This is a genomic window from Streptomyces sp. NPDC027663, from assembly GCF_055566415.1.
Genome location: NZ_JBVHSK010000012.1, coordinates 151,932 through 177,585, shown reverse-complemented (window position 1 = coordinate 177,585; position 25,654 = coordinate 151,932). Strand labels below are relative to the sequence as shown.

Below are 25,654 nucleotides of genomic sequence, written 5' to 3'. Positions count from 1 at the left end.
AGTGCAAGAGGCGGAGCACGGGAGTCCATTGCCGGGGCGGCACAGGGGCCGGATCGTTCCGTGCAACCGGCCCTTCGGCAACAAGGAGCACCCGTGCGACTGTTGAGCAGAGCAGGCGGCGCCGTGTCCGCGGCCGTCGCCCTGGCCCTGGGCGGCGCCACCGCGCCCCCCGCACAGGCCGCGCCCCCCGGCGACGCCGGCTACACCGTGAGCGTGGGGACCCCGGTGCCGTTCACCCACCCCACGGACACCCCGGCCACCCCGTACACCGACAGGGACGGCACCTTCCACTACCAGCAGTCCGCCGCACTCTACGGCGCCGACGACCCACGGGTGTGGGACTTCTACACCGGCAAGGACTTCGACACCGCCACCTTCGACCGCACGCTCAGCACGGCGGTGGACCCGGCCAACTCCGCCGACCGCAACGACGACACCACCTGGCGGTGCAACAACAGCCCGACCGGGCGGGAGGCCACGTACGCGCCGAGCGGCTCGGGCTACGCGCAGAAGAACTACTGCGACCTGTCCGGCGTGTGGATCGACCCCGACACCGGTGACTGGTACGGCCTGGTGCACAACGAGTTCACCCCGCGGCCGTTCGGTGACGGACTGCACTACGACGCGATCGACTACGCGGTGTCGGCGGACCGGGGCCGCACCTGGACCATCAAGGACCACGTGCTCACCTCCCCCTACAGCACCGGGCGCGGGGACACGACGGCCTTCCCGAACCAGACGTACTCCTACGGGGACGGTGACCAGCGGCTGTTCGTCGACACCGCCTCCGGCTACTTCTACGTCTGTTACGGCTCGCGGATCGTCGACAAGAAGGGCGGCTGGAAGGCGTTCTACGCGCACGTGGCCCGCGCTCCGATCGCCGCGAAGATGGCTCCCGGCTCCTGGCACAAGTGGTACGACGGCGCCTGGACCGAGCCCGGCACCGGCGGCCGGGAGAGCAACATCGTCCCCGTCGACGCGGACCACCCCACCGGCTACACCACCAGGTCCGCCGAGTACGACCCGGCCAACACCGGTACGTCCGCCGAGCAGATCGCGGCGGGCAAGATGCCCCCGACCTCACCGCTGTTCGTGATGAACATCGCCTACGACGCCTACCTCGGCCGTTACATCGGCACTCCGCAGGCCGTCGACCAGAGCGGCGACTCACCTCAGTACCTGTACGCCACCGACGACCTCGCCACGCAGAAGTGGGAACTCATCGGCGACACCGGCGACTACACCACCGCCTCCTGGTACCGCTGGTTCCTCGACGACGGGAACAAGACGAACTCCATGATCATCGGCAGGAGCTTCCGCGCCTACTGTTCCTTCGGCTGCTCCCACGACGCCTCCGGCGAGTACGTCGACCTGACCGTCGAATCCTCCGAACCCGCCGCCCCGCCCGTGGACACCGGCCGCCGCTACCGCATCGCCGCCGGCACGGGCCGTATCCTCGCGCAGGCCCCCGGCGGCTCCGGCACCACCTCGGTGGCACGGCGCACCGGGTCCGGCCGCGCGTCGTGGTACTTCGACCCGACGGGCGACGGCGCCTTCACCGTCACCAACGCGGCCACCGGCCGGCTGCTGGGCGTCGACTCCACGAAGACGGCGGGCCGGGCCTGGGGCGCCCGGCCCACGGTCGGCCGGGCCCGGTCCGGCGAACCGTCCGTCGGACAGCAGTGGTTCCTCATCCCCGACTCCCACACCGGCGGCACCTACCGCCTGGTCAACCGCTACAGCGGCCTCGTGCTCGGCCTCTCCGCGACCGAGGGCCGGCGCGCCGAGACCACCCCGCTGCGTACCTGGACGCACACCGGCGGCGGTCCCGTAGGCGGCGGCCGCACCGCAGCCGAACAGACCCTCTCCCTCGTCCCGGCCGGCTCCTGACCGGCGGCCCGGGCCCGCACCGGCACTCCCGCCGACGCGCGCCCGGGCCGACTCTTCGGCCACGCGGAACACTTCGCCTACCCTGGGCCCATGTCGATCATCAACGGGGAATCCGACGCCCAGCTGGCCGTGGCCGCGGCACAGGCGGGCGCGGCGGTGGTGCGTGACCTGTACGGACGCCGGCTGGACCGCTACGAGAAGACCGCCGGTGACTTCGCGACGGCAGCGGACCTGGCCGCCGAGCGGGCCATCCTGGACGTCCTGCGCGCCGCCCGTCCCGAGGACGCGGTCACGGCCGAGGAGAGCGGACGCAGCGGCGCCGCCGGCGCCCACCGCCGCTGGCTCGTCGACCCGTTGTGCGGCACCCTCAACTACGCCGTGCGCACCATGCTCGTCGGCGTGAACGTCGCTCTGCGGACCGGAACGGAGATCACCGCCGCGGCGACGGCCGACCCGTTCGGCGGCGAGGTGTTCTGGACCGACGGCGAGCGCGCCCGGGTCCGGGGGGACGCCGGTGACGAGGACCTGACGCCCTCGGCCGGATCCGCGCTGGTGGACGTCAACCTCGACCCGCCGTTCCCGAACGCCCCCGGTTTCCGGGCGGCCGGCCTGCTCGCCGACCCGGGCTTCGCCGAACGGTTCCGGCCCCGGGTGATCTCCAGCACCCTCGCGGTCGCCTGGGTCGCCGCCGGGCGACGGGCCGCCTATGTCACCGACGGACACCTGGCCGACAGCGTGCACTTCGCCGCGGGTATCGCGCTGTGCCGCGCGGCGGGCTGCACGGTGACCGGTCTGTACGGCGAGCCGGTGCACACCGGCGCGGGCGGGCTGATCGCGGCGGCCGACGCCGGGACGCACGCCGCCCTGCTGGAGCTGGTCAAGCGCCAGGGGCTCCAGGAGCGCTGACGCCGTCCCGACGGAACCGGACGGCTTCTGAGGGGCACGGGCACGGCCCGCAGCTCCGAGTGAAGCCGTCCTTCCGGTACGGCAGTTGAAGGACATGACGTCCGAAGGCTTGTGGCCCGCTTGGTTCATCACTTAAATCAAAACATGAACTAAGCCGTGGGGTCAGCCGCTTGACCCCTCCGAGCCCTCCGGAGCCGCCGCATGAGACTGAGAGACCTGGCCGTCGCGCTGGCCGCCGCGGCCGCGCTGACCGCCCTGCCCACCACCCATCTTCCGGCGGCCGCCGCCGAAACCCCGCTGTCCCGGGGGAAGACGGCCACCGCGTCGTCCGAGCAGAACCACGGCACCCCTGCCGTCCCGGCCGTCGACGCAGACACCGGAACGGCCGACGGCCCGTCCGGCTGCGGCACCGCAAACGCCGCCCAGGGCAGGCCCGCGTCCGCCTCCTCCACCGAGAACGCGGGCACCCCCGCCTCCGCCGCGTTCGACGGCAGCACCACCACCCGCTGGTCCAGCCAGGCCTCTGACCCCCAGTGGCTGCAGGTCGACCTCGGCTCGGCCAAGGACCTCTGCAGGATCGACCTGACCTGGGAGGCCGCCTACGGCAAGGACTTCCGGATCCAGGCCTCCACCGACGGGCAGAGCTGGAGCACCCTCAAGAACGTCACCGGCGCAACCGGCGGCACGGCGTCGTACGACGTCAGCGGCTCCGGCCGGTACGTCCGGATCCACGGCACCGCACGCGGCACCGGTTACGGGTACTCCCTGTGGGAGGTCGCCGTACACACCGGCTCCACCGGCGTCCCGCCCATCGAGGGCGGCGGCGACCTCGGCCCGAACGTCATCGTCGTCGACCCCTCCACCCCCGGCCTGCAGCAGAAGTTCGACGACGTCTTCGCCCGGCAGGAGTCCGCACAGTTCGGCACCGGCCGCTACCAGTTCCTGCTCAAGCCCGGCACGTACAACGGCATCAACGCCCAGCTCGGCTTCTACACCTCGGTCTCCGGACTCGGCCTGAACCCCGACGACACCCAGATCAACGGTGACATCACCGTCGACGCCGGCTGGTTCAACGGCAACGCCACCCAGAACTTCTGGCGCTCGGCGGAGAACCTCGCCGTCAGGCCGTCCAACGGCACCGACCGCTGGGCCGTCGCGCAGGCCGCGCCCTTCCGCCGCATCCACGTCCAGGGCGGCCTCAACCTCGCCCCCGACGGCTACGGCTGGGCCTCTGGCGGCTACATCGCGGACTCCAAGATCGACGGCACGGTCGGCCCGTACTCCCAGCAGCAGTGGTACACCCGCGACAGCTCGGTCGGCGGCTGGACCAACGGCGTGTGGAACATGACGTTCTCCGGCGTCCAGGGCGCCCCGGCGACCGACTTCGACAGCGGCCCGTACACCACGCTGGACACCACACCGGTCTCCCGCGAAAAGCCGTTCCTCTACCTGGACGGCAGCACCTACAAGGTGTTCGTCCCGGCCAAGCGCACCGACGCCCGCGGCGTGTCCTGGCCGGCCGGCCCGGGCACGTCCCTCCCGCTCGACCGGTTCTACGTCGTCAAACCGGGGGCGACGGCCGCCACCATCAACGCGGCCCTCGCCCAGGGGCTCAACCTCCTCTTCACCCCGGGCGTCTACCACCTCGACCGGACCATCGACGTCACCCGCGCCGGCACCGTCGTCCTCGGCCTCGGCCTCGCCACCCTCGTCCCGGACAACGGCATCGACGCCATGCACGTCGCCGACGTCGACGGCGTGCGACTCGCCGGGTTCCTGATCGACGCCGGCCCGGTCAACTCCGACACCCTCCTGCGCATCGGAACCCCCGGCGCCGGAGCCGACCACTCCGCCGATCCCACCACCCTGCAGGACGTGTTCATCCGCATCGGCGGCGCCGGACCCGGACTCGCCACCAACTCGCTGGTCGTCAACGGCGACGACGTCATCATCGACCACACCTGGATCTGGCGCGCCGACCACGGCAGCGGCGTCGGCTGGGACACCAACCGCGCCGACTACGGCCTGCGCGTGAACGGGAACGACGTCCTCGCCACCGGCCTGTTCGTCGAGCACTTCAACAAGTACGACGTCCACTGGAGCGGACAACGCGGCCGCACGATCTTCTTCCAGAACGAGAAGGCGTACGACGCGCCGGACGCCGCGGCCGTCACCCACGACGGCACCGTCGGATACGCGGCCTACAAGGTCGCCGATTCCGTGACCACCCACGAGGCATGGGGCCTGGGCAGTTACTGCAACTACACGGCCGATCCGTCGATCGTCCAGGCCCACGGCTTCCAGGTGCCCGTGACCTCCGGGATCAGGATGCACGACCTGCTGGTGATCTCGCTGGGCGGCAAGGGCCAGTACGCCCACGTCGTCAACGCCACCGGCGCGCCCACCTCCGGGACCGGAACCGTCCCGTCCAAGGTGACGTCCTACCCGTGAGCCCGCCCCGTGTCCCTCGGACGGAGTCCCGCTCCGTCCGCGGGACGCCCGTCAGCCGGCGGACAGGGTCTCGTGCGGTGCCCGCCGGTAGGTCTCCCGGTACAGGGAGGCGAAACGGCCCGGGTGGTGGAAGCCCCAGCGGGCGGCGATCGCGGTGACCGTGTCCCCGCCGCCGGGATCAGCCGCGACCAGGGCGAGATGGGCGTGCGCGAGCCGTACCCGGCGCAGATGTGCGAGCGGGGTCGTGCCCAGGTGCCGCCGGAAGGCGTACTGCAGCGCGCGGGCCGTCACATGGGCCGCGGCTGCGATGTCGGCGACCGTGACGGGCTCGTCGGCATGATCGTCGATGTATGCGAGCGCACGGCGCAGCATCGCCGGGTGCGCGTCCTTGCGATCGGCTCCCGTCGGCTCGGTGAGGGCCGTGTTGGGGAACGCGGCCAGGACGCTCGCCGCCAGATGCTGGGCGGCCGTCGAGGCGATCAGCGGATGGTCCGCGATCCCGGGATCGGACAGCACCGTGTCGCGCAGATGGGCGATGGTGCGGCCCAACTGCCGCGCAGCCGCCGCCGAGTGGGGCCGGTGGCCGGTCAGCCGTACCGGGCGGGAGGCGTCCGGCTCCGCGGCGACCTGGGCGAGCAGCGCCGGATCCAGCATGGTGATGTTGTAGCGCGCGCCGCAGATCCGCCCGGAGTACGGCACGTCCGGCGGCGCGAACAGCACCATGTCACCCGGGCCGAAGTCGTCCTCGACGCCCGGGGAGCGGTGGTCCTGCACGGTGCCCTCGTGCACGAGGCACAGGCAGATCCGGCCGAGCGGGGTCACCGAGTAGCTCATCTCGAAGTCCAGCGCGAGTTCGTCGACGGTCATGGAGGAGACACCGGCGCGGTGGATCCGGGCGCGGTTGGAGCCGGGCGTACCGCTGGCGATGCGCATGCGGGCGTACGCCTGGCTGAGGAAGTCCGCCGTGACCTCCAGGTCGTCGCTGTCGAAAGTGAGCGATTCCATGATCCCCAAATGCCCCTGAAACGCACGTCCATGCGCCTGCTGACCAGCAGCTTTTCGCTTTCTGGACGGTGGTGCGCGAGGTCGTTCGCCTGGCGGCTGGCCGAGTGTCGAGGGGCCTCGCAGGGTGAAGTCATGATCGGACGTGACGAGCAGGCGGACCAGTTGGAAGCACTCCAGGAGGAGGTGGGCCAGCTGCGCCGGGCCCTGGTATCGCACGTCCTGGTCGACCAGGCGATCGGCGTGGTCACCGTCGTGGGCCGGTTGCGTCCGGAGCAGGGCTGGGACGTCCTGAAGCACGTGTCGCAGCACACCAACATCAAACTGCGGGAAGTGGCGCGCTGCCTGGTGGAGTGGCCGTCGGGCGGCCGGCTGCCCGACACGATCCGCCGGGCCCTGCCCACCGCCATGGAGCACGCGCGCGCCGGCGTCGACGACGACGGCCGGTACGACCCGACGGTGGTGCGGTACGACCGGCTGGGCTGAGCGCCCGTACCGTGCTCAGTCGGCCGCCCCGCGCAGGTCCTTCCACGCCCGCTCACGCAGATCCGCGTCCCGCAGGACGTCCAGCGCCGTGCAGGCCAGCGCCTCCACCACCGCGAGGAGGACCCGGCGGGCGCGCTCCGACGCCGCGGCCGCGGCGAACTCGGGCGTGTGGTCGGAGCCGTCGGCGTCCATGATCGCCACGAAAGGGTGGATGGCAGGCACCCGGCCGCTGACGTTGCCGATGTCGGACGACCCCAGGTAGACGCCGGGAACGGGCGGGGTGAGAGGGATGCCGGCCCGGTCCAGATGACCGGCGAACCGCTCGGACAGCACCGCACTGTCGCGGAAGTGCTCATAGCGCACGCTCGCGCGTTCCATCGCGACGGACGTGCCGGTCGCCCGTGCCACGCCCTCCGCCGCGGTCCGCACCTGTTCCGCCAGCTCGTCCAGGGCGGCGGTGGTCAGCGCACGCAGTCCGAACCGGCCCTCGGCGTACTCGGGGACGATGTTCGTGGCCGTGCCGCCGTGCGTGATGATCCCCTGCACATGCGACCCCTCGGGCAGCCGCCGGCCGAGCGCCGACAGGACGTTGAACAGCTCGATCAGCGCCGCGAGCGCGTCGATGCCCTCCGTGGGGTCGCCCGTCGGATGCGCGGCCCGGCCCCGGAAGGCGACCTGGTACTGCTCCTGCGCGGTCAGCGGCGCCCGCACCCAGTCGTACACCCCCGGATGGAACATCAGGGCGGCGTCCACGCCGTCGAAGACCCCGGCCGCCACCTCCAGCGCCTTGCCGCCACCGCCCTCCTCGGCCGGCGTTCCCACGGCGAGGACCGTTCCCCCGGTGCCGTCCCGCACGGCGTCCACGACGAGGGCCGCCCCGAGGCCGGCCGCCGCGATCAGATCGTGCCCGCAGGCGTGCCCGAGCCCGGGCAGGGCGTCGTACTCCAGCAACAGCGCCACCACCGGCCGGCCCCGGCCCGAGCGGGCCGTGAACGCCGTCGGCAGCCCCGCCACCTCCCGCCGCACCTCGAAACCCGCGCGCTCCAACTCGCCCGTGAGCAGCGTCACCGCCCTGTGCTCGGCGAACGCGGTCTCGGGGTCCGCGTGCAGCGCCGACGCCACGGCCCACAGCGCGTCGGCGCGCCGCGCGACCTCCTCGCGGACCCGGCGGTTCAGTGACACAACGCCTCCTGGGATACGGCGGGCCTGTCCCGTGCCGCGCCCGGGTTCCACCCGGACGGCTCCTGACACCGCCCGCGCGGGTTTGGCGCGCGCCGCGGGTGCAACACGGTGGGTGCGGCACCGACCGGCTCAGGAGGACATCCATGGATCACTCTCGCGCACCCGTCCTGGAGGCACTGCAGGAATTCCGGCGGCGAGGGGACGTGGTGTTCGGGCCGCCCGGGCACAAACAGGGCCGCGGAACCGATCCCCGGGTGGCCGAAGTTCTCGGCCTGGACGTCTTCCGCTCGGATGTGCTCACCCTCAACGGCCTGGACAACCGCCGCCAGTCCCAGGGCGTGCTGGAGCAGGCACAGGAGCTGATGGCGGACGCGGTCGGCGCCGAGCAGGCCTTCTTCTCGACCTGCGGCAGCTCCCTGTCGGTCAAGACCGCGATGTGCTCGGTCGCCGGGCCGGGCGAGAAGCTGCTGCTGTCCCGCAACGCGCACAAGTCTGTCGTCGCGGCCGTCATCATCAACGGCGTCGAGCCGATCTGGGTGCACCCGAAGTTCGACGGCGAACGGCACATGGCCCACCCGCCCGAGCCGGACGACGTGCGCGACCGGCTGCGCGAGCATCCGGACGCCAAGGGCATGCTGCTGATCACCCCCACCGACTGGGGCACCTGCGCCGACATCCGGGGAGTCGCCGACGCCTGCCACGCCTTCGACGTGCCGCTCATCGTGGACGAGGCATGGGGCGCCCATCTCCCCTTCCACCCCGGCCTGCCCACGTGGGGCATGGACGCGGACGCCGACCTCGTCCTCACCAGCGTGCACAAGATGGGCGGCGCCATCGAACAGAGCTCGGTGTTCCACCTCCAGCACGACCGGATCTCGCCCGACGTGCTCAAACAGCGCGAGGACCTGCTCGGCACCACCAGCGCCTCCTGCCTGGTCTACGCCGCCCTCGACGGCTGGCGGCGGCAGATGGCCGAACAGGGGCACGGTCTCCTGGACGCGGCCCTGCACCGCGCCGAGCGCGTCCGCGCCCGGCTGCGCGAGTTGCCGGGCCTGCGGGTGATGGGCGGGGAGATCATCGAGGAGGGCCTGGCCGCCGAGTACGACCCCCTGAAGATCGTCGTCGACGTACGGGACCTCGGCATCAGCGGCATGCAGGCGACCGAGTGGCTGCGCACCCACTGCCACGTCGACATGGGCGGCTCGGACAGCTGCCGGATCAGTGCCTCCATCACCCACGCGGACGACGAGGAGACCGAGAAGATTCTGCTGGAGGCGGTGCGCACGCTGGTGGAGCGGGCGGACAGCATCGAGCGGCAGCCCGCCGTGGACTTCCCCGAGCCCCGCGCCCTCGAACTGGAACAGGCCGTCCTGCCCCGCGACGCGTTCTTCGGCCCCGCCGAACAGGTGCCCGCGGAACGGGCCGCCGGCCGTGTCGCGGCCGAGATGATCAGCCCGTACCCGCCGGGCGTGCCGGTGGTGGCGCCGGGCGAGGTGATCACCGCGGAGATCGTCGACTACCTGCGCAGCGGTGTCGCCCACGGGTTCCTCGTCCCCGACGCGACGGACTCGTCCCTGAAGACCCTGCGGGTCATGCAACGCCCGTGACCGGGCAGGCCCCGCCGGCCCCCGACCGGACCGTGCCGGACTGCGCCGCCCGGTGTCAGCGCCTACTGTTACGTGTGCGGGCGGCCGGGTGTCCGCCTGCCCCGGGTCAAGAAGCCGGCCCTGCCGACGAACACCCTCTCGGCGGCGGTCACTCGGCCCCGCCGGCGGTCCCCGGGTCCGGACCGGCGCGTCCGGCGGGCCTGCCCTCCCGGCAACTCGATAGGAGACGGCCCGACTTCACCCCGACCGGGAGATCCCCGCGATTCCCGGTTTCGGACGCCCCGGCCCGGGGACCTCGTTACGAGGACGGCGTCCGGCCCCTTTCCTCCGGTTTTTCACCGGCCTGCTCATGGCGCCGGCCGCATGCCCCGGTGTGGCCGACGCGCATCGGACACCCATTTCGCCCGTGCCGGGCCCGCCTCCGTGACCAGCGAAGGAATTGGTATTGATGAGCGAGACGAACCCCCTGAAGCGAGCGGCGGACAAGGTGGCGGACGCCCTGCAGAGCGGACCCGCGGGCCCGGAGAACGGCATCCCCGGCAAGCCGGGACCCGAGTCGCCGCCGGTCGCGGAGCCGACCGAACCCCATGAGCCCTATCCGCCCAAGCCCGACCAGACCGGCCCCGACACCGTCTCGCCCACCGGCCAGCCCACCGGCGCCGACCAGGCGCGGATGGCGCAGAGCGGCAGCTACCTGACCAACGCCCAGGGCACACGGCTGTACGACACCGACCACTCCCTCAAGGCCGGCCCCCGCGGCCCGGTGCTCCTGCAGGACCACCATCTGCGGGAGAAGGTCATGCACTTCGACCACGAGCGCATCCCCGAGCGCGTGGTCCACGCCCGCGGCGCCGGAGCGCACGGCGTCTTCCGCAGCTACGGCACGGCCGCGAACGTGACGAAGGCGGCCTTCCTCGCCGAGGACGTCGAAACCCCGGTGTTCGTCCGTTTCTCCACCGTGCTCGGTTCCCGGGGCTCCGCCGACACCGTCCGCGACACACGAGGCTTCGCGACGAAGTTCTACACCAGCGAGGGCGTCTTCGACCTGGTCGGCAACAACATCCCGGTCTTCTTCATCCAGGATGCGATCAAGTTCCCGGACGTCATCCACGCCGGCAAACCGCACCCCGACCGGGAGATCCCCCAGGCCCAGAGCGCCCACGACACCTTCTGGGACTTCGTCACCCTGCACACCGAGGCCACCCACCACACCCTGTGGAACATGTCCGACCGGGGCATCCCGCGCTCGTTCCGCACGATGGAGGGCTTCGGCGTCCACACCTTCCGCCTCGTCGACGCGGCCGGCGGGACGACCCTGGTGAAGTTCCACTGGAAGCCGAAGCTGGGCGTGCACTCCCTGGTCTGGGAGGAGGCGCAGCTCATCAACGGCATGGACCCGGACTTCCACCGCCGGGACCTCGCCGACGCCATCGAGGCGGGCGCCTATCCCGAGTGGGAGTTCGGCATCCAGACCTTCCCCGACACCCCCGACCAGACCTTCGAGGGCATCGACCTGCTGGACCCGACGAACATCGTCCCCGAGGAACTCGCCCCGGTGCAGCCGATCGGGCTGCTCACCCTCAACCGCAACCCGTCCAACTTCTTCGCCGAGACCGAGCAGGTCGCCTTTCACCCCGGCCACCTCGTCCCCGGCATCGACATCACCGACGACCCGCTGCTCGCCGGCCGCCTCTTCTCCTACCTGGACACCCAGATCACCCGGCTGGCCGGCCCCAACTTCGCGCAGATCCCCATCAACCGGCCGCACGCCCCCGTCAACGACATGACGCGCGACGGCTTCCACCAGACGGCCGTGCACCGGGGCGTGGCCCCCTACCGCCCCAACTCGCTCGACGGCGGCTGCCCGTTCACCGCGGGCGCGGACCTGGGCGCGTACGTCGAGGCGCCCGTCCGCGTGCCGGAGGCGACCAAGGTCCGGGACGCACCGGAGACGTTCCAGGACCACTTCAGCCAGCCGCGCCGGTTCTGGCTCAGCATGAGCCCGGTGGAGCGCGAGCACATCATCGGCGCCTACTCCTTCGAACTCGCCAAGTGCTACGAACAGGCCATCCGGGAGCGCGCGTTGCAGGTCCTGGCGAACATCGACCCGGAGCTGTGCGCGGGCGTAGCCGCCGGCCTCGGCCTGCCCGCCCCCGAGCCCACCGTGCCCCTGGCCGACCCGGAGCCCAGTCCCGCCCTCTCCCAGGTCGGCCGGACCTGGCCCACCGACGGCCGCGTCATCGGCATCGTCACCGGCCCCGACGGCGACCTCGACGGCGTGCGGGCGGTACGCCAGGAGGTGCTCGACGGCGGCATGGTCCCGCTGATCGTCGCCCCGGCCGGCGGCACCCTCGGCGCGGGCACCGACGCCCTGACCGTCCAGCGGACCTATGCCACCGCCCGCTCCGTGGAGTTCGACGCCCTGCTGGTGGCCGGCACGCCCGGCGTGGGCACCGACGCCTACGGCGCCCGCGACGCCAAGGCAGGCCTCCCCACCGCCCAGCAGGCCACCCCCGACCCGCGGGTGGGCCTGCTGCTGGCGGAGGCGTACCGGCACGGCAAGGCCATCGGCGCCGCCAAGGGCGGGGAGGCCGCGCTCGAGGCGGCCGGTATCCCGCTCGACGCGCCCGGCGTGGTGGCCGGCGACGGCGCCACCGCCGTGCTCCAGCAGCTCGCCCAGCTGCTCGGCGCCCACCGCGTCTGGGAACGCTTCCCCGCAGCCGCCTGACCACCACCGCGACGGCGCCGGCCCCCGCCGCGGAGGGCCGGCGCACGGCGGTTCAGGGCCCTGCCGCCCGGCACAGCAGGAGACAGATGTCGTCGTCGTGTTCGGAATCGTGCAGCATCGGCTTGAGCAGCGAGTCGGCCGCCGTGTCCAGGTCCGCCAGCTCCGCCGTGCCCAGCGACCCCATGGCCCGGGCCAGGCGGTCGATGCCGACGTCGATTCCGGCGGACCGCCGCTCCACCAGGCCGTCCGTGTAGAGCGCCAGGGTGGAGCCCGGCGTCAGCTCCACGGAGTGCTCCTCGTACTCGTACGGCACCGGAACGCCCAGCATGATGCCCGGCTTCGCCTCCAGCACCCGTACCTCGCCCCGCGGGCCGCGCGCGACGGCGGGCGGATGCCCCGCCGCGGACCACACGACCCCGGACTCCCCGGGCGTGAACCGGGCGATCGCACAGGTCGCGTACAACTCCGGCTGCTGATGGCGGAGCATCCGGTGCAGCAGGGTCAGGATCCGTGCCGGACCGTTGCCCTCGACGGCGTACGCGCGCAGCGCGGTGCGCAGCTGGCCCATGATGACCGCCGCACGCAGCCCGTGCCCCGTGACGTCCCCTATCACCGCGAGCACGCTGCCGTCGGGCTGCGGAAAGGCGTCGTACCAGTCGCCGCCGATGTTCAGACCGTGCGTCGCCGGCAGATAGCGCGCGGCCAGGGAGAGGCCGGGGATGGCGGGCAGTTCGGTGAGCTGGGCCCGCTGCAGGGCCTGGGCGACGTCCCGGTGCTGCTCGTACCGGCGGGCGTTGTCCAGGGCGATGCCCGCCCGCCGGGCCAGTTCCAGCAGCATCACGGTGGTGTCCGGGTCGAAGCGGTCAGTGGGCGCGGCCAGCGTCAGCACGCCCTGCACGGTCCGCGCGCCGAGCGGCAGGCACAGCAGTGCCTGGTCCGGGAAGAGCGCGGACGCGGGCAGGTCGTCCACGCCCGGGAGTTCGCCGGGGTACGGGCCCGCGTGCTGGGGGCGGCCGGTGCGGGCCGCCGCCACCGTGGCCGCCGCCCGTCCGCCCGGCGGGGTCCGCTCGTCGTCCACGAGCCAGATGTCGACGTGCCGGGCGTACTCCGGGACCAGCAGCTCGGGCAGCCGGCGCAGGATGCCCTCGTGGTCGAGCGAGGCGTTGAGGACCGCGCTCGCATTCGTCAGGAAGGTCAGCAGCCGGCGGGCGTTCTCCGCCTCCGTGCGTGCCGCCCGCTCGGCGTCGAGGAGTTCGCGCTGCGCCAGCGCGGCGGCCTCCAGCTCGGCGTGCAGAGCGAGGACGCCCTGGTTGGTCTGGTGCAGCTCCTCGCGGTGGAACCGGACCAGCTCCTCCATCTCGTCCAGGCTCGCCAGCATGGCGTCGGCGTCCTGGTCGGCGTCCAGCAGCGCCTCGGCGAGCCCGGCGTCGTCCGGTCCGGGCAGCGTCGCGGTCACGGGGGAGGGGCAGGCCAGCGTGTGCTGCCAGGGCTCCGGCCCGCGCAGGACGATCCGCAGTTCGCCGTCCGCGCAGGCGGTCAGGGTCAGTTCCGCCTCGCCGGCCCCGAGACCGCGGCGCAGCCGGGTGCCGAGCGCGGTGAGGAAGCGGGCGCGGTCGGGCGCGGGGGCGCCGGCGTCCGCCGTGAGCCGTGCCAGCAGGGCACGGGCGCGGGCCGCGTCGGCGGCTGAGGCGATGGTCCAGGTGTCAGAGGTGGCGGTCATCGGCGCTGGTCCGGCGGTCGGGGGCCAGTACGGCCACGCTGGTGTCGTCGCGGAGGGGGCGGGCGGGGCTGCCTGCGTCCCGCAGGATCACCGCGGCCACCACCGACGGGTCCTGGGCGAGCAGGCGGGCGTCCGTCGGCGGGGTCCAGCGGCTGGGGAGTCCGTCGCTGTGCACGACGAGCAGACTGTCCCGGTCCCACGGCAGCCGCCGTTCGGGCACGTGGGCGGGGAAGTACGCCCCGACGATCCCGGGATGGGAGACGAGGGACGTCCAGGTGTCCCCCGTGCGCAGACGGGCACCGACGTTGCCGACGCCGGCGAAGCGGAGTTCCGCCTGCTCCGTGTCCACCTGGGCCACCGTGACCGCGGCACCCCGGGTGGGCCGCAGCACCGTGTGCAGCCGGCGCAGTATCTCCCCCGGCGGCAGGTGTCCGGCGCGGCGCAGCTCCGTCACCGCCGCGGTGGACGCGTGCGCGGCCTTCGGGCCGTGCCCGAGGCCGTCGGCGAGCAGCAGCGTCAGCAGCCCGCCGGAGCGCACCCAGCTCCAGGCGTCCCCGCACTGCTCGGCCCGCCCGAGCGACGCCGCGATCCCGCCCGCGCCCAGCCCGGCCGTGGGCGCGGCGGACCCGGCGGACACCGGGTCTATCCGGGCCGCCGCCACCGTCCCGCGGCCCGGCACGCTGTACAGATCGAAGGCGCTCGCGCTCCGCACACAGCTGCCCAGCCCCGCGCCCAGCGAGCCGGCGGCGGTCGAGCAGCCGTCCCGCAGCGCGGCGGCGACATCGGCGATGCCCGGCCCGTTGTCCAGCGAGAACAGCTGGACCGACGTGCCCGGACCGCCGTTCGGCGGCACCACCAGGTTCACCACCATGCGGCCCCCGCCCGCGTGTTTGAGCAGGTTCGTGGCCAGCTCGGTGGCGACCAGCTCGGCGGCCGCCGTGCACTGCGGGTCGAGTCCCGCCTGCCCGCACGCCTCCCGGGCCGCGATCCGTGCGTCCCGGACCCGGGTCGAGTCGTGCACCGGGACCTCCCAGACCCGGCTCATACCGGCCTCGTGCGGGACGCGGGCACCTGGGCCACCCAGGCGACGGCCGTGACGGTGGTGCCCCGGCCGGGCTCGGTGTCCACCTGGAACTCTTGCACCAGCCGCTTCGCCCCGCTGAGCCCGAGCCCGAGCCCGCCGCCGGAGGTGTATCCGTCGGTCATGGCCAGTTCCAGGTCGCGGATTCCCGGACCGCTGTCGGCGAAGGACATCCGCAGGCCCCGGGTACGGCCGTTGTCCAGCGGCGTGATCTCCGCGTGTCCGCCACCTCCGTGCACCAGCGTGTTGCGCGCCAGCTCGCTCGCCGCCGTCACCAGCTTGGTCTGCTGCACCAGACCGAAGCCGAGCTGCGCCGCGCACTGCCGCACCTGCTGCCGCACCCAGGCCAGATCCGCGTCCGAGCCGATGGGCAGGCTCGTCGCGGACGCCCGGCCGGAAACCTGCATCAGCTCCCTCCCCGGGACAGCAGTTCCATGGCACGGTCCACGTCCAGCGCGGTGACCAGGCCGGGCAGGGTGAGTCCCAGCTCGACCAGGGTGATCGCCACGGCAGGGCGCATGCCGGCCAGGACCGTGCGGGCCGCCAGCAGCCGGGCCGTGGAGGCGATCTCCGCGAGCACCCGGCCGAGGAACGAATCGACGATGTCCACCCCTGAGATGTCGATCACCACACCGGTCACCCGGCTGGTGGAGATACGGCTCGTGATGTCGTGCTGCAGCTGCTCGGCCATGCCGTCGTGCAGTTCGCCCTGCAGCGAGACCAGCAGGACGTCGCCCAGGGCGAGCACCGGCACCTGGGCGGGCGGACCGGGAACGGGCTGGTTCACCGGACACTCGCACTCGCGTCCGAGCGGGACACCTCGATGCCCTGCCGGCCCAGCGCATAGGCCAGTGCGTCGGCCAGAGAGGCCCGGGTGAGCACCGAACCCAGGTCGATACCGAGCTGCACGATCGTCTGCGCGATGGCGGGGCGGATCCCGGAGACGATGCACTCGGCGCCCATGAGCCGCGCCGCGGCCACCGTCTTCATCAGGTGCTGCGCGACGAGCGAGTCGACCGTCGGCACACCGGTGATGTCCAGGATGGCGTACCGCGCCCGCTGGTCGACGATGGCCTCCAGCAGCGACTCCATCACGACCTGGCTGCGCGCACTGTCCAGCGTCCCGATCAGCGGTACGGCGACCGTGCCCTCCCACAGCTTGATGACGGGTGTGGCCACTTCGAGCAGCTGCTGCCGCTGCCGCTCGATCAGCTCCGCGTTCGCGTCCAGCGCCGTCTCCATCACCACCAGACGCAGGGTGCACATCAGCACGGTGAGGGCCAGCACGGACTCCTGGGCCTGCCCGGCGGTGGGGTCGGTGAATTCGTCGCGCAGCAGGCCGACAGCCGAGACGCGCAGTGCGGCCACCTCGTCGGCGATCTGGGACGGGGTGTACCCGGCACGGGCGCGGGTCGCCGCCATGCGCCCCAGCTGGTCGCGCACGGTGCCGAAGCCGGGAGCCGCGATGTCCTCCAGCCGTCCGCTGACGGCCACTTCGGACAGCGCGTCCACCACGGCCTTGCACGCCTCGACCGCTTCGTCGCGGGAGACGGTGAAGACCGAGCGGAACAACGGGGCGTCGGCCCAGCGCTGGGCGACCTGCTCCCTGCGTCGTTCCAGGAAGGAACTCACCACCTGCGGCGCCGATCCGGCTGCATCCTGCTCCGGCACGTACATCCTCTCCTCTCGCACAACCAGGTGCCGCCGCGGTCGGCCGGCTCCCGGAGCCGATCTTTGCCGACCGCCCACCGTAGCTGTGGTGTGCGGTCCGGCCAAACCCGCGGCCACGCCCCGCTTCCGGCTTGTCAACGGTGCTCGGACGACCACCGTGAACTCCGGCTCCGGGCGGTCCCGGAGACGCGTATTCGGGCCACCGTGGTGTCCCTGGGGCAGGCAGGCGCGACGGGCGGGCCGGTTGCCGGCCGCCGGGTCGTCCCGGACGGTTTCCCGCGCACGTCGCCACGGCTCCTTCGATGTGTTCGAGCGGTGCCGGCCCGCCGGTGTGTGCCGCCGGGCCGGTGTCGGGGGGCCGTCTACCCCGAAACCCGCCGTACTCTCCTCGCTGTTACCGACGTCACCCGCGCGTGCGACCGGCGCCCGTCTGCCGGGAGGCCTGTGCCGCTGGACGAACCGGGCAACTCGGAACGCCGGCCACCGGACGGCTGCCTCGGGTCAGTCCCGCGCCGGCGCCGGGGCCTCCCGGCAGGCCGGTACCGCCTCCGGTACCGCCTCAGGCTGCGGCACCGGCCGCCGGCGACGCCGCAGCAGCAGCCGCCGTGCGGGGCACTCCACCCCCTCGTACAGCGCCCAGGACAGCCCGAGCGACACGGTGAACACGGCCGTGGTGACGCCGATGCCCGCGAGGACACCGAAATGGGGCTTCACCCCCAGCAGGTGGGTCGCGGCGCGCAGCACCAGCAGGTGGACCATGTAGAAGGCGAAGGACAGCTCCCCGAGCCGCACCATCCGCCGGCGCCGCCACAGGGACGGCAGCGCGTGCAGATCCGCGACCGCGGCCGCCGGGATGAGCAGGGCGAACCCGGCGATGGTGCACACGGTCGCCGAGTAGCCGGGCGTGACCTGCGGGACCAGGAAATAGCCGATGACCGCGAGGGCGAGCGACGCCTCCAGGCCGGGCCCGCGCCAGCTGCCGAGCAGCACCAGGCGCGCGGTGACCGCGCCGAGCACGAACTCGGGCAGCCGCGCGGCGGGGAACGAGTAGATCGGCTGCGTCCACCAGTGGTGGGCGTCGGACCAGGCCAGGGCCGTGACCGCCGCCAGCGACAGCGCGCCCAGCGCGGTCGAGCCGCGTGCGCCGAGCCGGCGCAGCAGCAGGATGAGCAGCGGGAAGGCGGCGTAGAAGAACGCCTCGCAGGCCAGGGACCAGCTGACCGGGTCCAGTGTCTGCCACCACGGGCGCCACCACGAGTGCAGCAGCAGTGCATTCGCGAGTGCCTGCTTCGCCGTCGGCGGGGCCTGCTGCGGCAGCGTGCACGCCATGACGAACGCGACGGCGAGGGTGACCAGGTGCACCGGGTAGATCCGGGCGATGCGCCGCCGCCAGAAGGCGAGGGCACGGTCGCGGGGCCGCGCCGACCAGGTCAGTACGAATCCGGACAGGACGAAGAAGAACGACACTCCGGTGGCGCCTGCGCCGAACCCCCAGGACATCAGTCGGCCACCGGTGCCGCCGAAGTAGCCGAAGTTGCGCACGTGAAGTCCGAACACCAGGAGCGCCGCCATCCAGCGCAGCCCGGTCAGCGACGGCAGGGCGGGCAGGGCACCCGGTGGGGAGGACCGGGTGGCCGCTGCACCGGTTCCGGCAGGCGGCGTCCGGAGCGCCTGGGGCGTCGCCGTGGTCATCGAATCACCTGCTGCGGGGGGTTGGCGTAGGGCATGAACGGGTACGTTGCCCGTCCACCCCCGGTCCATCACGTCGCATGGCAAACATCACACTGCTGCCGAACGACGGACCGCCGCGTATGCCACGGACGGCGGGACCGGGTGCATCCGTTCGAGTGAGGGCGCCCCGCCGGTGCCGGGGCGGCCGTCGCCGGGCTCGCCGCGGCGCACTCCACGCCCCCGGCCGGGCCGGCGGGGGCCGCCTGCCGGGGCGGTCGTGGGGCAGCCTGGCGGGGATGGTCGTCGGGCAGCCAGTCGGCTCAGGGCGTCGGGAAGTCTGTCGGCTCAGCGCGTCGGGGAGCTGCTCCCGGGTCGTCCGCGACCGGCCCGGCACGCCGGCGGCGCTCGCCCGCTCGTACGGCTCCGTCCTGGACAGGGAGGTCAGGTCGTCCGCCCGCTCGCACCGCTCCGTCCTCGCACGGCTCCATCCTGGGCAGCGAGGTCACGTCGTCCGCCCGCTCGTACGGCTCCGCCCGGGGCAGGGACGTCAGGTCGTCCACCCGCTCCCGCGTGCGGCGGGCGTCCTGCGTGCCGCCTTCGCCGGTGGCCCGCTCACCCTTCCCGCGCCGCCCGGACCGGCTCTGCGGCCCGCGGCGTGCGCGCACAAGGGGATGACAGGTCGGAGCCGAGCGATCCCGGGGTCACCGAGGTTCCAGGTGCGACGCGAGGACCGCCGCCTGTACCCGGCGCTGGACGCCCAGCTTCGCCAGCATCCGTGAGATGTGGTTCTTGACGGTCTTCTCCGAGAGATACAGCCTCGTGCCGATCTCACGATTGGTGAGGCCGTCCCCGATGAGGGCGAGGATGTCCCGCTCGCGCGGCGACAGGCTCGCCAGCTCGGGCGGCAGCGACGGGGTCTGTGCCGGGTCGGCGCGCAGGGACCGCATGAGCCTGGCCGTGGTCGCCGGATCGAGCATCGACTGTCCCGAGGCGACGGTGCGGACCGCGGAGACGAGGTCGGAGCCCTTGATCTGCTTCAGCACATAGCCGGACGCACCGGCCATGATGGCGTCCAGCAGGGCGTCCTCGTCGTCGAACGAGGTCAGCATCAGGCACGCCAGGTCCGGCATCCGGCTGCGCAGCTCACGGCAGACCGTGATGCCGTCCCCGTCCGGCAGCCGCACGTCGAGCACGGCCACGTGAGGGCGCAGCGCAGGGCCGCGGCTGAGCGCATGCTCGGTGGTGTCCGCGTCGCCGACCACGGAGATGTCCGGTTCGGCGTCGAGCAGGTCGGTCAGGCCGCGTCGTACGACCTCGTGGTCGTCCAGCAGGAACACGCGGATCGGGTTCTGCTCCGTGAAGGTGCGCCTCGTGGTCATCGCGACCTCTCGTTCCGCGGGGGCGGACAGAGTGCGGGCTGCCCGTGAGGCTGATCATCCACCCCCCGGTGCCGTCCGGACTAGGGCCGACCGGCCCAGTCACTCCGTGATCACCAGCTCGGCCGGATGACCCACGGCGTGCTGCACCACGCGGCATGCCCGGTGACCGCCGTACCTGAATTTTTCTGCCATTCCCGGCACACTGGCCGCCCACGAAGGACGAATCCGGAGGTCTCATGCCCACGGCCGCCCACCCGGACGCCACCGCACTGACCGATGAGGAAGTGCGCACCCTGGACGCCCACTGGCGCGCCGCCGACTACCTGGCGGTGGGCCAGATCTACCTCATGGCCAACCCGCTGCTGACCGAACCGCTCAGGCCCGAGCACATCAAGCCGCGGCTGCTCGGTCACTGGGGCACCACGCCCGGACTGAACCTCGTGTACACCCACCTCAACCGTGTGATCAAGGCCCGCGGACTGGACGCTCTGTGCGTCTGGGGGCCGGGACACGGAGGACCGGCCGTGCTCGCCGGCTCCTGGCTGGAGGGCAGCTACAGCGAGACCTACCCCGACGTGTCCCGGGACCAGGCGGGCATGGAGCGGCTGTTCCGCCAGTTCTCCTTCCCCGGCGGCGTACCGAGCCATGTGGCCCCCGAGACACCGGGGTCGATCCACGAGGGCGGCGAACTCGGCTACTCGCTCGCGCACGCCTACGGCGCCGCATTCGACAACCCGGACCTGCTGGTGGCCTGCGTGATCGGCGACGGCGAGGCGGAGACCGGGCCGCTCGCCGCCTCCTGGCACTCCAACAAGTTCCTCGACCCGGTCCACGACGGCGCCGTCCTGCCGATCCTGCACCTCAACGGCTACAAGATCGCCAATCCGACCGTGCTGTCCCGGCTCCCCGGCCCCGAACTCGACGCGCTGTTGCGGGGATACGGCCACGAACCCCTCCATGTCACCGGTGACGACCCGCTCACGGTGCACCGCGCCCTGGCCGCGGCGTTCGACGAGGCGCTGGACGACATCGCCCGCAAGCAGCGCTCCGCCCGCGAGGACGGCGTCACCGAGCGCGTGCACTGGCCGGTGATCGTGCTGCGCACCCCGAAGGGCTGGACCGGCCCGGCCGAGGTCGACGGCGTACCGGTCGAGGGCACCTGGCGCTCCCATCAGGTCCCGCTCGCCGCGGTGCGCGAGAATCCCGACCACCTGCGGCAGTTGGAGCAGTGGCTGCGCTCGTACCGGCCCGAGGAACTGTTCGACCCGGACGGCCGCCCGGTCGCGGAGGTCCTCGCCTGCGTTCCCGAGGGAAGCAGGCGGCTCGGAGCGAGCCCGCACGCGAACGGCGGACTCCTCGCGCGCGAACTGCCGCTGCCGTCCCTCGATGCCTTCGCCGTACCCGTGGACAAGCCCGGCACCACCCTCCACGAGCCCACCCGGGTCCTGGGCGACCTCCTCGCACAGGTCATGGAGGACACCCGGCCACGCCGTGACTTCCGCGTCGTCGGTCCGGACGAGACCGCCTCGAACCGGCTGCAGGCCGTCCTGGAGGCCGGCGGCAAGGCCTGGCAGGCCGGGACGCTCCCGGTGGACGAACACCTGGACCGGCACGGCCGGGTGATGGAGATCCTCTCCGAGCACCTCTGCCAGGGCTGGCTGGAGGGCTATGTGCTGACCGGCCGGCACGGGCTGTTCTCCTGCTACGAGGCGTTCGTGCACATCGTCGACTCGATGGTCAACCAGCACATCAAGTGGCTGAAGACCGCGCGGGAACTGCACTGGAGGGCTCCTGTCCCGTCCCTCAACTACCTCCTCACCTCGCACGTGTGGCGGCAGGACCACAACGGCTTCTCGCACCAGGATCCGGGGTTCGTGGACCACGTCCTCAACAAGAGCCCGGCCGTCGTCCGGGTCTACCTGCCACCGGACGCCAACACGCTCCTGTCCGTGACCGACCATGTCCTGCGCAGCCGCGACTACGTCAACGTCGTCGTGGCGGGCAAGCAGCCCTGCTACGACTGGCTGAGCATGGACCAGGCCCGGGTGCACTGCGCGCGCGGGGCCGGAATCTGGGACTGGGCGGGCACCGAGAACGGCGGGGAGCCCGATGCCGTCCTGGCCTGTGCCGGCGATGTGCCCACCCAGGAAGCGCTGGCGGCAGCGCAGCTGGTGCGCCGGCACCTGCCCGGGCTGGCGCTACGGGTGGTCAACGTGGTCGACATGACGCGGCTGATGCCGCACGAGGAGCACCCGCACGGGATGACCGACTTCGAGTACGACGGGCTGTTCACGGCGGACAAGCCGGTGATCTTCGCGTACCACGGCTACCCGTGGCTGGTCCACCGCCTCGCCTACCGCCGCACCGGACACGTGAACCTCCATGTACGCGGCTACAAGGAGTCGGGCACCACGACCACCCCGTTCGACATGGTCGTCCGCAACGACCTCGACCGGTACCGCCTTGTCATGGACGTCATCGACCATGTCCCGGGCCTCGCCGTCCGAGCGGCTTCCGTACGCCAGGCCATGACCGACGCCCGCACCCGTCACCATGCCTGGATCCGCGAGCACGGCACCGATATGCCCGAAGTCGCGGAGTGGAGCTGGAACGCCTGAGGCTGAGAAGATCATGCAGCCGCGTTCCTCTCGGGGCCGGTGGCTCCCGGCAGCGGCCGGGGCAGCCGTGCGTGCACTTCGAAGACACCCCCGAGTCCCGCGGCCCGCAGCGTACGCCGGAAGGTCGCGCTCTCCGCCACCAGCCGCAGCCGGCCCTCGCGGGCCAGCGTCCGGTTGCGGGCCCGGCACAGGACCCCGAGCCCGGCGCAGTCGATGAAGCGGACCGACCGCAGATCCAGCACCAGATCGGGTGCGGGCGCGAGGTGAGCGCATCGAGCCGTTCGGACAGCGCGTACGCGGTCAGCAGATCGATCTCGCCCCGCAGGCGAACGACGGTTGCCCCGCCGGCCATGCCGTCGGCCATGACCGGGTCCTGCCGGGTGTGGTGCTCTGGCGCGTGGTCTGTGTCGTTCTCGGACATGGAGTGAGCGAACCGGGAATGCGGGAGGCGTGGGTAGGGCCGTTCGGCCCTGATCAGCGGTCCGCCCGGGGCGCGAGCGGCCTCGGACCGGGCGCCTGGGCGCGCGTCCTGCGGCGCGGTGCGGGCGGAGCGACACCGCGGGGGATCGATGCCGCTCCTGATTCCACGGTCGCCCACGGCGCCCGTTCCTCCCAGTGCCGTTCGGTCCTCCCCCCAGGGCCACTCGGCCCGGGTTTCGCTCACCCACCGGTGCTCGTCCGGGCCGCGCAGCGTCGCCCCGCCCGATGGCCGGTCCGGCGTACCGCCCCGGACGGAAGCCGATAGGGTGAAGGCGACCCGCCGGTGGGGTCCGTGTGCCGGCCGGACCTGGAGGGACTTGGTGGCAGGCCCCGAGGAGCCCCGCGTACGACTGCCGCAGCTCAAGCTGGACGAGTTGCTGGAGGAGCTGCAGGCCCGGATCAACGCGGCCCGGGGTACCCAGGAGCGCGTGCACAGCCTGCTCGAAGCCGTCCTCTCCGTCGGCCGGGAACTGGACCTGGAGCAGGCTCTGCACTCCATCGTGGAAGCGGCCGCCGCGCTCGTGGATGCCGAGTACGCCGCCCTCGGCGTCATCGGACCGGACGGCACACGTCTGTCCGCCTTCCACACGGTGGGCGTCACGGAGGAACAGATCGCCGCGATCGGTTCCTATCCGGAAGGCCACGGCATCCTGGGCGAGCTGATCCGGCATCCCGAGCCGCTCCGGCTCGGCAAGATCTCCGGGCACCCGGCCTCGTACGGCTTCCCGCCGGGCCATCCGCCCATGAACCGCTTCCTCGGCGTCCCGATCCGGGTCCGTGACCAGGTCTTCGGCAATCTGTATCTGACCGAGAAACGGGGCGGCGCCGCATTCGACGAGGAGGACGAGTCGGTGCTCTCCACGCTGGCCGTGGCTGCCGGCGTCGCCATCGACAACGCCCGCCTCTACGAGGATTCGCGGCTGCGCGAGCGCTGGCTCGGCGCCAACGCCGAGATCAGTCACAGCCTGATGTCCGGCAGCGACCGCGCCGATTCCCTGGGCCTGATCGCCGAGCGTGCCCGGGAGATCTCCGGCTCCGCCCTGGCAGCGGTCGCCCTGCCCATGGAGGACACCAAGTCGCTCACCGTGGAGATCGCCGTCGGCGTGGACGCGGAGGCACACCGCGGCCTGGTGCTGCCCATGCAGGAAAGTCTCATGGGGCTGGCGTACGCCGCGGCCGCCCCGGTCACCAGTGACGACGTCGTCCATGACCCTCGGATCAATCCCGAGCCGCCTCGCTTCGGCGGACTCGGCCCCGCCGTCGCCGTCCCGATCGGTACGGGTGAGGGCGGGATGCGCGGGGTCGTTCTGGTGGCGCGGGAAGAAGGCCGACCGGTCTTCCTCCAGAGGGAGACCGAGATGCTGCAGGGCTTCGCAGCCCAGGCCGCCATCGCGATGGAACTGGCCGAGCGCAGGCAGGACGCACAGCAGATCGCGCTGCTGGAGGACCGCGACCGCATCGCCCGGGACCTGCACGACCTGGCCATCCAGCGGCTGTTCGCCACGGGGATGACCCTGCAGAGCGCGGGGCGTTTCATCGAGCATCCCGAGGCCTCGGAGCGCGTGTTGCGGGCCGTGGACGACCTGGACGAGACCATCAAGATCATCAGGTCGACGATCTTCGGCCTGCGGGCTCACACGGTCACCACCGGCAGCGGTCTGCGGGCCTGGGTGGTCCGTGCGGTGGGTGACGCCGCCCCCGTGCTGGGCTTCACCCCCAGCGTGCGCATGGAAGGCCTGGTCGACACCGATGTGCCGCCCGAGATCGCCGACGACGTCGTGGCCGTGCTGACCGAGGCCCTCACCAACATCGCCCGGCACGCCCACGCCGACCGGGCGCAGGTGATCCTGACGACCGACGGCCGCGAGGTGCGCCTGCGGGTCTCGGACGGCGGAGTGGGAATCACGCCCGGCGGCCGGCGCAGCGGTCTGCGCAACATGGCCGAGCGGGCCGAAGGACTCGGCGGACGGCTCGAGCTGACCAGCCCCGCAGGCGGCGGCGTCACACTGGACTGGCGTGTCCCACTGCCCGTCGCGTAGGTCGCCGAACGCCTGCGAGCACGCCTCGGCGTTCACGACGGGCAGCCGCTTCACCCGCTGCAGCGCCGTGCTGCGCGCGGCCCACGGCGACCACTGCGCGTGTCATCACGTCACTCGCCCGGTGCGGGCTGCAGTCCGTGCTGCCTCCTCGCGCATGGGCGGTCACATGAGACCGCCGCTGCCATAGGGGGCGTAGAGGTCGAGCAGCCGGATCCGGGACGCGTGCAGCCGCTGGGCGACCACACGCCCCGCCCAGACGGCGACTGCCCTGCCGAAGTCGGCGTCCTGGGCGCACATCGCCCGGACGGCCTCGGCGTCGAACTCCCAGGCCCGGACCGGGCTCGTCGCCTCGGCACCCAGGTGCCACAGGTGCGGTGGGAAGTGCCAGGACCAGCCGACCAGTTCACCGTGGCCGAGGGTCTCGATGACTGCGGGCCGGCGTCCCGGCACGTGCAGGTCGAGGGCGACAGTGCCGGTACGGATGATCCAGAAGCGGTCGGCGCGCCGGCCCTCGTCGAACAGGCGGGCCCCGGCCTCGAAGACGACCTCGCGGGCGAGTCTCATCAGCCGTTCGCGGTGCACGGGCTCAAGCGCCGTGTTCATGGTGGTGGCGGAGGTCATCGAACCGGCTCCTTTCATGGCTTCCGCTGCCAGCGTGGGCGCGCCGGCCCCAAGGCCGCCACGGGCCACTCGGGCCGAGACAGGGGCCCATCGGCCCCGGACGGGCTGCGCCACGCCGCTGG

Annotated in this window: 19 protein-coding genes; 8 read left to right on the top strand and 11 right to left on the bottom strand. The window is 72.6% G+C overall.

All coding sequences use genetic code 11. The features are described 5' to 3' along the window. Positions 1 to 93 precede the first annotated feature (93 nt). The 3 genes from ACZ4SF_RS28060 (at position 94) to ACZ4SF_RS28050 (ending at position 5,247) form a co-directional block, all read left to right on the top strand. Positions 94 to 1,890 (top strand): RICIN domain-containing protein, encoded by a 1,797-nt coding sequence (locus ACZ4SF_RS28060; protein WP_468389336.1) that lies wholly within the window; start codon positions 94 to 96, stop codon positions 1,888 to 1,890. Positions 1,891 to 1,980: 90 nt separating this feature from the next. Then, positions 1,981 to 2,796 (top strand): inositol monophosphatase family protein, encoded by an 816-nt coding sequence (locus ACZ4SF_RS28055; RefSeq protein ID WP_468389334.1) that lies wholly within the window; start codon positions 1,981 to 1,983, stop codon positions 2,794 to 2,796. A gap of 201 nt (positions 2,797 to 2,997) precedes the next feature. Next, complete coding sequence (locus ACZ4SF_RS28050; protein ID WP_468389332.1) at positions 2,998 to 5,247, top strand: discoidin domain-containing protein; 2,250 nt, start codon at positions 2,998 to 3,000, stop codon at positions 5,245 to 5,247. A gap of 51 nt (positions 5,248 to 5,298) precedes the next feature. On the opposite strand, the gene ACZ4SF_RS28045 is transcribed toward ACZ4SF_RS28050, so the two are convergent. Continuing rightward, positions 5,299 to 6,252: a helix-turn-helix domain-containing protein gene (locus ACZ4SF_RS28045; protein WP_468389330.1), complete on the bottom strand. Its 954-nt coding sequence runs from the start codon at positions 6,250 to 6,252 to the stop codon at positions 5,299 to 5,301. A gap of 132 nt (positions 6,253 to 6,384) precedes the next feature. On the opposite strand from ACZ4SF_RS28045, the gene ACZ4SF_RS28040 reads away from it, so the two are divergent. Further along, the gene (locus ACZ4SF_RS28040; RefSeq protein WP_468389328.1) at positions 6,385 to 6,735 is read left to right on the top strand and encodes an ANTAR domain-containing protein; all 351 of its coding nucleotides are present in this window, start codon (positions 6,385 to 6,387) and stop codon (positions 6,733 to 6,735) included. A gap of 15 nt (positions 6,736 to 6,750) precedes the next feature. On the opposite strand, the gene ACZ4SF_RS28035 is transcribed toward ACZ4SF_RS28040, so the two are convergent. Further along, positions 6,751 to 7,917 (bottom strand): amidohydrolase, encoded by a 1,167-nt coding sequence (locus ACZ4SF_RS28035; RefSeq protein WP_468389326.1) that lies wholly within the window; start codon positions 7,915 to 7,917, stop codon positions 6,751 to 6,753. Between the two features lie 143 nt (positions 7,918 to 8,060). Here ACZ4SF_RS28035 and ACZ4SF_RS28030 point away from each other — a divergent pair, with 143 nt between their 5' ends. Together ACZ4SF_RS28030 and ACZ4SF_RS28025 are read left to right on the top strand one after the other, a co-directional pair. After that, complete coding sequence (locus ACZ4SF_RS28030; protein WP_468389324.1) at positions 8,061 to 9,524, top strand: aminotransferase class I/II-fold pyridoxal phosphate-dependent enzyme; 1,464 nt, start codon at positions 8,061 to 8,063, stop codon at positions 9,522 to 9,524. 448 nt (positions 9,525 to 9,972) lie between these two features. Continuing rightward, entirely contained in the window at positions 9,973 to 12,252 is a 2,280-nt protein-coding gene (locus tag ACZ4SF_RS28025) for a catalase (RefSeq protein ID WP_468389322.1), read from the top strand. A gap of 52 nt (positions 12,253 to 12,304) precedes the next feature. On the opposite strand, the gene ACZ4SF_RS28020 is transcribed toward ACZ4SF_RS28025, so the two are convergent. The 7 genes from ACZ4SF_RS28020 to ACZ4SF_RS27990 all read right to left on the bottom strand — a co-directional run bounded on the left by ACZ4SF_RS28020 (position 12,305) and on the right by ACZ4SF_RS27990 (position 19,774). After that, positions 12,305 to 13,972 carry a PP2C family protein-serine/threonine phosphatase gene (locus ACZ4SF_RS28020; RefSeq protein WP_468389320.1) on the bottom strand — a complete coding sequence of 556 codons (1,668 nt, stop codon included), beginning with the start codon at positions 13,970 to 13,972 and terminating at the stop codon, positions 12,305 to 12,307. After that, the gene (locus ACZ4SF_RS28015; protein ID WP_468389318.1) at positions 13,956 to 15,017 is read right to left on the bottom strand and encodes a SpoIIE family protein phosphatase; all 1,062 of its coding nucleotides are present in this window, start codon (positions 15,015 to 15,017) and stop codon (positions 13,956 to 13,958) included. Before ACZ4SF_RS28015 ends, ACZ4SF_RS28020 begins: the two co-directional genes overlap by 17 nt. Further along, on the bottom strand, positions 15,014 to 15,460 hold the full coding sequence (locus tag ACZ4SF_RS28010) for an anti-sigma regulatory factor (RefSeq protein ID WP_468389316.1): 447 nt from the start codon (positions 15,458 to 15,460) through the stop codon (positions 15,014 to 15,016). Before ACZ4SF_RS28010 ends, ACZ4SF_RS28015 begins: the two co-directional genes overlap by 4 nt. Beyond that, a complete protein-coding gene (locus tag ACZ4SF_RS28005) occupies positions 15,460 to 15,840 on the bottom strand; it encodes an STAS domain-containing protein (protein ID WP_468389314.1) in 381 nt (126 codons plus the stop codon). The genes ACZ4SF_RS28010 and ACZ4SF_RS28005 overlap by 1 nt, the downstream gene beginning before the upstream one ends. Beyond that, positions 15,837 to 16,730, bottom strand: a complete 894-nt coding sequence (locus tag ACZ4SF_RS28000) for an STAS domain-containing protein (RefSeq protein WP_468389312.1) — start codon at positions 16,728 to 16,730, stop codon at positions 15,837 to 15,839. The genes ACZ4SF_RS28005 and ACZ4SF_RS28000 overlap by 4 nt, the downstream gene beginning before the upstream one ends. A 495-nt stretch (positions 16,731 to 17,225) precedes the next feature. Continuing rightward, the gene (locus ACZ4SF_RS27995; protein ID WP_468389310.1) at positions 17,226 to 18,416 is read right to left on the bottom strand and encodes an acyltransferase family protein; all 1,191 of its coding nucleotides are present in this window, start codon (positions 18,414 to 18,416) and stop codon (positions 17,226 to 17,228) included. Between the two features lie 680 nt (positions 18,417 to 19,096). Further along, positions 19,097 to 19,774: a response regulator gene (locus ACZ4SF_RS27990; RefSeq protein WP_468389308.1), complete on the bottom strand. Its 678-nt coding sequence runs from the start codon at positions 19,772 to 19,774 to the stop codon at positions 19,097 to 19,099. A gap of 236 nt (positions 19,775 to 20,010) precedes the next feature. Between ACZ4SF_RS27990 and ACZ4SF_RS27985 the strand changes: the two genes are divergently transcribed. Next, positions 20,011 to 22,392 carry a phosphoketolase family protein gene (locus ACZ4SF_RS27985; protein ID WP_468389306.1) on the top strand — a complete coding sequence of 794 codons (2,382 nt, stop codon included), beginning with the start codon at positions 20,011 to 20,013 and terminating at the stop codon, positions 22,390 to 22,392. A gap of 11 nt (positions 22,393 to 22,403) precedes the next feature. On the opposite strand, the gene ACZ4SF_RS27980 is transcribed toward ACZ4SF_RS27985, so the two are convergent. Next, positions 22,404 to 22,949, bottom strand: a complete 546-nt coding sequence (locus ACZ4SF_RS27980) for an STAS domain-containing protein (RefSeq protein ID WP_468389304.1) — start codon at positions 22,947 to 22,949, stop codon at positions 22,404 to 22,406. Between the two features lie 243 nt (positions 22,950 to 23,192). Between ACZ4SF_RS27980 and ACZ4SF_RS27975 the strand changes: the two genes are divergently transcribed. Beyond that, positions 23,193 to 24,911: a sensor histidine kinase gene (locus tag ACZ4SF_RS27975; protein ID WP_468389302.1), complete on the top strand. Its 1,719-nt coding sequence runs from the start codon at positions 23,193 to 23,195 to the stop codon at positions 24,909 to 24,911. Positions 24,912 to 25,073: 162 nt separating this feature from the next. Here ACZ4SF_RS27975 and ACZ4SF_RS27970 read toward each other — a convergent pair whose 3' ends face one another. Next, the gene (locus ACZ4SF_RS27970; protein ID WP_468389300.1) at positions 25,074 to 25,532 is read right to left on the bottom strand and encodes a cyclic nucleotide-binding domain-containing protein; all 459 of its coding nucleotides are present in this window, start codon (positions 25,530 to 25,532) and stop codon (positions 25,074 to 25,076) included. Positions 25,533 to 25,654: the final 122 nt, after the last annotated feature.